The 6,886-nt window shown below is 64.4% G+C and carries 7 protein-coding genes; 6 read left to right on the top strand and 1 reads right to left on the bottom strand.

What is annotated here, in order from left to right:
- The 4 genes from JX325_RS11030 to JX325_RS11015 all read left to right on the top strand — a co-directional run.
- The coding region (locus JX325_RS11030) for a hypothetical protein (RefSeq protein ID WP_204791178.1) at window positions 1-560 on the top strand (560 nt) is incomplete at its 5' end.
- A gap of 240 nt (window positions 561-800) precedes the next feature.
- Complete coding sequence (locus JX325_RS11025) at window positions 801-1,499, top strand: response regulator transcription factor (protein ID WP_204791177.1); 699 nt, start codon at window positions 801-803, stop codon at window positions 1,497-1,499.
- Entirely contained in the window at window positions 1,496-2,950 is a 1,455-nt protein-coding gene (locus JX325_RS11020; RefSeq protein WP_204791176.1) for a cell wall metabolism sensor histidine kinase WalK, read from the top strand. The genes JX325_RS11025 and JX325_RS11020 overlap by 4 nt, the downstream gene beginning before the upstream one ends.
- Before the next feature lie 6 nt (window positions 2,951-2,956).
- Window positions 2,957-4,270 carry a S1C family serine protease gene (locus JX325_RS11015; RefSeq protein WP_204791175.1) on the top strand — a complete coding sequence of 438 codons (1,314 nt, stop codon included), beginning with the start codon at window positions 2,957-2,959 and terminating at the stop codon, window positions 4,268-4,270.
- A 37-nt stretch (window positions 4,271-4,307) separates the two neighbouring features.
- On the opposite strand, the gene JX325_RS11010 is transcribed toward JX325_RS11015, so the two are convergent.
- Window positions 4,308-5,066: an exodeoxyribonuclease III gene (locus JX325_RS11010; RefSeq protein WP_204791174.1), complete on the bottom strand. Its 759-nt coding sequence runs from the start codon at window positions 5,064-5,066 to the stop codon at window positions 4,308-4,310.
- Window positions 5,067-5,204: 138 nt separating this feature from the next.
- Between JX325_RS11010 and JX325_RS11005 the strand changes: the two genes are divergently transcribed.
- Both JX325_RS11005 and JX325_RS11000 read left to right on the top strand, forming a co-directional pair.
- Entirely contained in the window at window positions 5,205-6,014 is an 810-nt protein-coding gene (locus JX325_RS11005; protein ID WP_204791173.1) for a suppressor of fused domain protein, read from the top strand.
- 3 nt (window positions 6,015-6,017) lie between these two features.
- Window positions 6,018-6,779 carry a threonine/serine exporter family protein gene (locus JX325_RS11000; RefSeq protein ID WP_204791172.1) on the top strand — a complete coding sequence of 254 codons (762 nt, stop codon included), beginning with the start codon at window positions 6,018-6,020 and terminating at the stop codon, window positions 6,777-6,779.
- Window positions 6,780-6,886: the final 107 nt, after the last annotated feature.

Genomic DNA, 6,886 nt, shown 5'->3' with positions numbered 1-6,886 from the left:
GTGGAGGGCCTGCCGCCGAACTGGACGGAAAGCGGATATCCCTGTGCTTCCAGGCGGGGAGCAGCGCCTCCCTCCTGGCGGACGCCCTGGAGAGCTATGACGCCGGGGCCGCCTTCTTCTTTACACTGGAGGAGATGGAGCGGCAGGGGGGCACCCTCCGCCGTCTCGCCGCCCAGGGGCAGAGCATCGGGATTTTGGCGGACGCCGGGGACCCGGACCGGACCGTGGCCCAGCAGCTGGAGGCGGGCAACGCCGCCCTTTTCCGGGCCACCTGCGGCAAAACCCGCCTGGCCTACATCCGGGGCGGCGGGTCCCAGTCCCTCCAGGCCGCCCGGGAGGCGGGATTCCGCTGCCTTCAGCCGGAACTGGACCGGAGCGGACACGACCTGCGGAACGCCGCCGGGGCCCAGGAGCTGGTCCGCCGCCTGGCCTCCTGGCGGGGAGACGCCGCCGTCTGGCTGGGGGACGCCGCCAGCTCCCCGGGGCTGCGGGCCTTCCTTTCCGCCGCCAAGGAGGCGGGGGGCGTGTGCGCCGCCTACACGGAGACCGGGCTGCGGTAAGAAGCGGGAATCTTTACAGAAAATTCAACACCCCCGCGGAAGAGCGNGTATAATAATATAGAAAAAACTGCCTGAAATGGAACAAGGCTGACCGGCGGGAAGATCGTTGGCAAGACGGCGCGCCCCTTGCGGGCAAACCCGGAGGGGCGTCTTTCCGGCTTAGCCGCGGGTTTTTCACAGCGTGAAAAGCCTGCCCCATCCGGTTGGGGCTNGTGTCCGGCAGGCTGGGGAGGGTCCGCCATGGGACGCAACATTTTAGTCGTCGAGGACGACCGCAACATCTCCGATCTCATCCACATGTACCTGGTGAAGGAGGGCTTTGACGTCCGCATCGCCGGGGACGGCGGGAGGGCCATTGAGGAGTTCCAGAAGGCCGCTCCGGATCTGATTCTGCTGGACATCATGCTGCCCGTCATGGACGGCTGGGCCGTCTGCGCCAAGATCCGGGAGACCTCCCAGGTCCCCATCATCATGCTCACCGCCAAGAGCGAGGTCTTCGACCGCATCCAGGGCCTGGAGATGGGAGCGGACGACTACATCGTCAAGCCCTTTGAGATGAAGGAGCTCATCGCCCGGATCAACGCCGTCCTCCGCCGGACAGAGATTCCCAACGACACCAGCAAGAAGCTGACCTTCGACAAGCTGGTCATTAATCTGGACTCCTATGAGCTCATTGTGGACGGGAAGAAAATCGACACCCCGCCCAAGGAGCTGGAGCTTCTATACCACCTGGCCTCCACCCCCAACCGGGTCTATACCCGGAACCAGCTTCTGGACGAGGTTTGGGGCTTCGACTACTTCGGGGACAGCCGGACGGTGGACGTACACATCAAGCGCCTGCGGGAGAAGGTGGAGGGCGTCAGCGAGAAGTGGGCGCTGAAAACCGTTTGGGGCGTGGGGTATAAATTCGAGCTGGCCGCGGAGAAGGCCGAAGGATGAAGCGCATACAGGAACGGACCCAAAGCCTCTATTGGCGGCAGCTCTTCGTCACGGCGGGCATGGTGCTTTTGACCTTGTGCCTGCTGGGGGCGTCCTTTTTCTCCCTGAGCTACAACTACGCCCGGGGCCAGCAGGGGGAGGAAATTGCCTCCAAGGCCCGGGTTATGAGCCAGCTCTCCCTGAGCTGCCTGGAAAACGGCCGGTATCTGGACATAGAGGATCTCCAGGACGACCTGGACTTCCAGCGCCTGGCCAGCTTCGCCGCCATCGTCTCCGACGTGCACTTTTTGATCTGCGACACGGAGGGCCACGTCCTCCTCTCCACCGACGAAACCCTGGACGGGAAGACCGTCACCGTTCCCCCGGAGCGGACGGCGAGGATTCTGGAGCATNGCAGCGCCTCCTGNCGGGACGNCCTGGGGGGCGTGTACCCGCAAAAGCGCTTCTCTGTGGGCGTGGCCGCCGTGAACCCCGTCACCATGGAGCAGGTGGGGGAGGTGGTGGCGGTGTCCACCCTGGCCTCCCTGGACTCCATGTGGCAGGGCTNTATCGGCCTCTTTTTCATGACGGCCTTTGTGGTGCTGATGATTGCCTTTATGGCCTCCTCCGTCACCGCCATGCGGCAGGTGAAGCCCATCCGGGAGATGGTGGAGGCCACCCGGCGCTATGCCGAGGGGGACTTCGACATCCGCATGAACGACTACGGAAGAAACGACGAGGTGGGGGAGCTGGCGGCCTCCTTCAACGCCATGGCGGAGTCCCTCCAGCAAACGGAGCGGCAGCGCCGGGAGTTTATCGCCAACATCTCCCACGAGCTGAAAACCCCCATGACCACCATCGCCGGGTACACCGACGCCNTTTTGGACGNGGCCATCCCCCCGGAGAACGAGAANCAGTATCTCCGCATCATCTCCGGGGAGAGCCGCCGCCTCAGCCGCCTGGTGCGCCGGATGCTGGACGTGAGCCAGCTNCAGGCCATCGACCCATTGCGGAGCGGGGCCCATTTTGACCTTTGCGAGAGTATGCGGCGGGTGCTGNTCTCCATGGAGAAGAAGATCACGGACCGGGAGCTGGACGTGGAGGCGAGCATTCCCGAGGGGCCCATCCTGGTCCTGGGGGACAACGACCTCANCACCCAGGTCATTTNCNACCTGCTGGAGAATGCGGCCAAGTTCGCCTACAAGGGCTCCACCCTGTACCTGGGGCTGACCCTCCGGGATGGGAGGGCCCATGTGACGGTGCGCAACTGCGGGGACACCATCCCGGCGGCGGAGCTGCCCCAGCTCTTCGAGCGGTTCCACAAGAGCGACAAGTCCCGCAGCGAGGACAAGGACGGCGTGGGACTGGGGCTCTACATCGTCAAGACGATTTTAGAACAGCACAAGGAGCGGATCAACGTCACCAGCGAAAGCGGCGTGACCACCTTCTCCTTCTCGCTGACCACGAAATGAGGAAACATGGGAGAACGTGAACAGACCGGGCATTTGCCCGGCGAAATCGTGGAGACCTACCGCGCTCCCCTCCCCGGCGGCGGGGAGCGGGACCCCCGGGAGGTCGTGGCATCCTACCGGCAGCCGGACCCCCGGGAGGTGGTGGAGATTTACAGCCGCCCCGTCCCCGCCGGGGTGCGGAAGCCTCCGGCCGCTTCCCGGACGCGGCGGCGCGGCATCCTCCGGGGACGGAGGGCGGGCCTTTATAAGTTTTTGATCTGCGCGGCGGTGCTGGTGGGCCTGGCGGCGGCGGGAAAGGCCGTGGACCTGATTTACCGGGACCAGCCGCGGCCTGGGGAGGAGATCTATGAGAGAAGCGCGGAGATCACCATCCCCAGCTGGCCTGTGGACCAGGGGGCGGGGCTTTCCGTGTCCCGGACCCAGGGAGATCCGCTGACGGCCCAGGAGGTATACCGCCGGCTGAACCCGGCGGTGGTGACGGTGCAGTGCCTCTCCGGAGAGGGGGTATCCGTGGGCACCGGCGTGATCTTTTCCGAGGACGGTTATATTCTGACGAACCATCATGTGGTCCGGGGCGGCAGCGAGTGCTATATTACCTTGGACAGCGGCTATTCCATGGACGTCTGCTTTGTGGCTGGGGACGAGGACAGCGATCTGGCGGTGCTGAAGGTCCCCCCGGGGGAGCTGATGACGGTGGGCGCGCTGCCCTTCGCCTCCTTTGGGGACTCGGAGCAGCTGGTGGTGGGGGACCCGGTCTACGCCATCGGCGCCCCCAGGCGGCTTCGGGGCACCCTGACCAACGGCATCATTTCCGCCATCGACCGGGACATTGAGGTGGAGGGGCGGACCATGACCCTTCTCCAGACCAACGCCGCCCTGAACTCCGGCAACTCCGGCGGCCCCCTCATCAGCGAGCGGGGCCAGGTGGTGGGCATNAACGTGGCCAAATACATGTCCGACTGGAACCGGGACAGCGTAGAGGGCCTGGGCTTTGCCATCCCCTCCGCCTATTTGGAGAGGATTGTCAACGACCTTTTAAAATGGGGCGAGGTCCTGCCNGAGCCNAGGCTGGGCATCTGGGTGCAGGCGGGGGAGCCGGGCCTTTTCGTCCAATCCGTGGACCCCGATACCGCCGCCGAGGCGGCGGGAGTCCGGGCGGGAGACTATATTGTTGCCGCCCAGGGCCAGGAGATGCACACGAACCAGGACCTGTTCCGGGTCCGGCGGACCCTCTATGTGGGGGATAAGCTGACGCTGACCCTCCTCCGGGACGGGGAGACCCTGGAGGTCACCCTGGAGCTGGACGAGGCGGTGGAGTAATGCAAAAGACGGAGGAGGGGATAGTCCCCTCCTCCGTTTATTCCTCAGACAGCTCCAGCACCACCGGGCAGTGGTCGCTGCCGTGGACCTCGCTCCAGATGTCGGCGTTTTGAATGCGGCTCCTCAGCCGCTCCGAGACGATGAAGTAATCGATTCTCCACCCTGTGTTGTTCTCCCGGGCCCGGCCCCGGTAGCTCCACCAGGAGTAGGCACCGGTCTTGTCCGGGTACAGCGCCCGGAAGGTGTCCACAAAGCCGGCGTCCAGAAGCTTTGTCATCTTCTCCCGCTCCTCGTCGGTGAAGCCGGGGTTCCGCCGGTTGGGGCCGGGGTTTTTCAGGTCGATTTCCTGGTGGGCCACGTTCAGATCCCCGCAGTAGACCACCGGCTTCACCGCGTCCAGCTCGCAGAGGTAGTCCCGCAGGTCGTCCTCCCAGGCCNTCCGGTAGTCCAGGCGGAGGAGCTGGTCCTTGGAGTTGGGGGTGTAGCAGCAGACCAGGTAGAAGTCCTGGAACTCCGCCGTGATGATCCGCCCCTCGTGGCGGTGCTCGTCGATGCCGAAGTCGTAGGTGACGTTCAAAGGCTCCCGCCGGGTAAAGACGGCGGTGCCGGAGTAGCCCGCCTTGTCCGCGCTGTTCCAGAAGCGGGTGTAGCCGGGGAGGTCAAACTCCGCCTGCTCCGGGCGCATTTTCGTCTCTTGGAGGCAGATGACGTCCGCGTCGGCGAAGGCGCAGAAGTCCAAAAAGCCCTTTTTCAGGCAGGCCCGGAGGCCGTTGACGTTCCAGGAAACCAATTTCATAAAAGCACCTCGTTTGTATCTTGGATGATGGATGGTTTTATTGTACCGCATCTCCGGGGAAAAAACAATTGCCCAGGGCATGGAAAAGGAGTAGAATAGAAGAAACGTTTCCGTTAATTTCGTATGGAGGTTTCAGTCATGGGTTTCCTGGATAAGTTTAAAAAGAAAAAGGAGCCGCCCGCCCGGCCTCATCGGGAGGGCACGGCCCCGGAGACGGAGNAATACACCCCCGGCGGCTCCGCCGTTTACCGCTATCNGACCCCGNAGGACCAGGGCTTCCGGCCCCCGGAGGATGTGTGCGTCTCCACAGAGGCCATCGAGAAGCACATGGAGGAGATTTTCCCGGGCTGGGAGGGCTTCGTCTGCCATGAGCTCCTCAGCGATTTGGTCCACATCGACGTTCACGTCCTCCACTCCCCCAAGGGGGACTGCACGCTCCTCTACACCACCGGCATGAGCGATCTGCCCATGAGCCTGCCGGAGGAGATCGCGGACCGGGAGGATTTGAAATACGCGGAGCTGTACATGCTCCTTCCTGGGGACTGGGACCTGGGCAAGGCGGGGAGCAATCCCAAGGACCTGCCCTATGAGCGGTTCTGGCCCATTCAGATGCTGAAGTTCCTGGCCCGCTTCCCTCATGAGTACAAGACCTGGCTGGGCTGGGGCCACACCATTCCCAACGGGCCGGATTATACGCCCATCTGCGACGGCCTGGGTTTTGGCGGCGCGGTGCTGGACAGCCTCTCCCTGGTGCCGGAGCTGACCACGGGGGACGGGAAGACCATCTGCTTCTACATGCTGATTCCAGCCTACAAAGAGNAGATCGAATACAAGCTGAAATACGGCATGGAGGGCCTGAGCCAGCGCTNTGCGGAGGGGAAGCTCCCCGTGGTGCTGGACGTGCACCGGCCCAATTTCTGTGAGGATTTCAAGGAGATACTGGACTGAACCATGGACTATGAAAAGCTCCTGAACATGGCGGCGGAGCTGGGCTATCAGCTGATGTACAGCGGCGCGGAGATCTACCGGGTGGAGGAGTCCGCCCGGCGGCTCCTCCGCGCCTACGGCCTGGAGAGCCCGGAGGTCTTCGCCATCCCCAACTGCCTCATCGTCAGCGTGGCCACCCCGGCGGGCCAGCCCGTCACCCGGATGCGCCGGGTTCCGCTTCACGGCACGGACATCGAGCTCCTGGAGCGGTGCAACGGCCTTTGCCGCCGCCNGTGCGCGGAGGTCCCGCCCCTGGNCGAGGCCCNGGCGTNGGTCAACGCCCTGCCGGACGCCATTCCCCGGTACTCCCCCCGGATGATGCTGCTGGGTTACGGCACGGCTCCCGCCTTTTTCGCCCCGCTGTTCGGCGGCGGGCTGGGGGACCTGGCCTGCGCGTTCCTCTGCGGCCTGGCGGTGGGCCTGTGCCTGCTGTACGGCGGGAAATTCATCGGGGCCAACAGCTTCTTTCGCACGGCGGTGTGCAGCGCCCTGGCGGCCTTCCTGTCCCTGGCGCTGGTGGAGGCGGGGCTGGGGGAGAGCGTGGACGTGGTGACCATTTCCACGCTGATGGTTTTGGTCCCCGGCGTGGCCCTGACCAACGCCATGCGGGAGATCATGGCCGGGGACACCTTCTCCGCCCTGAGCCGCACGGCGGACGCCATCCTGGTGGCCTCTGCCATCGCCCTGGGGGCGGCGGCGGGACAGGCCCTGGGCGGGCTTTTCTAAGGAGGACGGCATGGAAACGGTTTTTTGGGAGTATGCCCTGCCCTGTGTCTGCGCCTTTTGGGCCTGCGTGGGCTTCACGCTGATGTTCAACATCCACGGGCTGGGAA

The organism is Oscillibacter sp. CU971 (genome assembly GCF_905219725.1).
Taxonomy (GTDB): Bacteria; Bacillota; Clostridia; order Oscillospirales; family Oscillospiraceae; genus Oscillibacter.
The sequence above is the reverse complement of the archived record's forward strand: the minus strand, read 5'-3'. Positions and strand labels throughout refer to the sequence as shown.

Coding starts and splice junctions, on each gene's coding strand:
- JX325_RS11025 (WP_204791177.1), top strand. CDS start 801: ATGGGACGCAACATTTTAGTCGTCGAGGACGACCGCAACATCTCCGAT.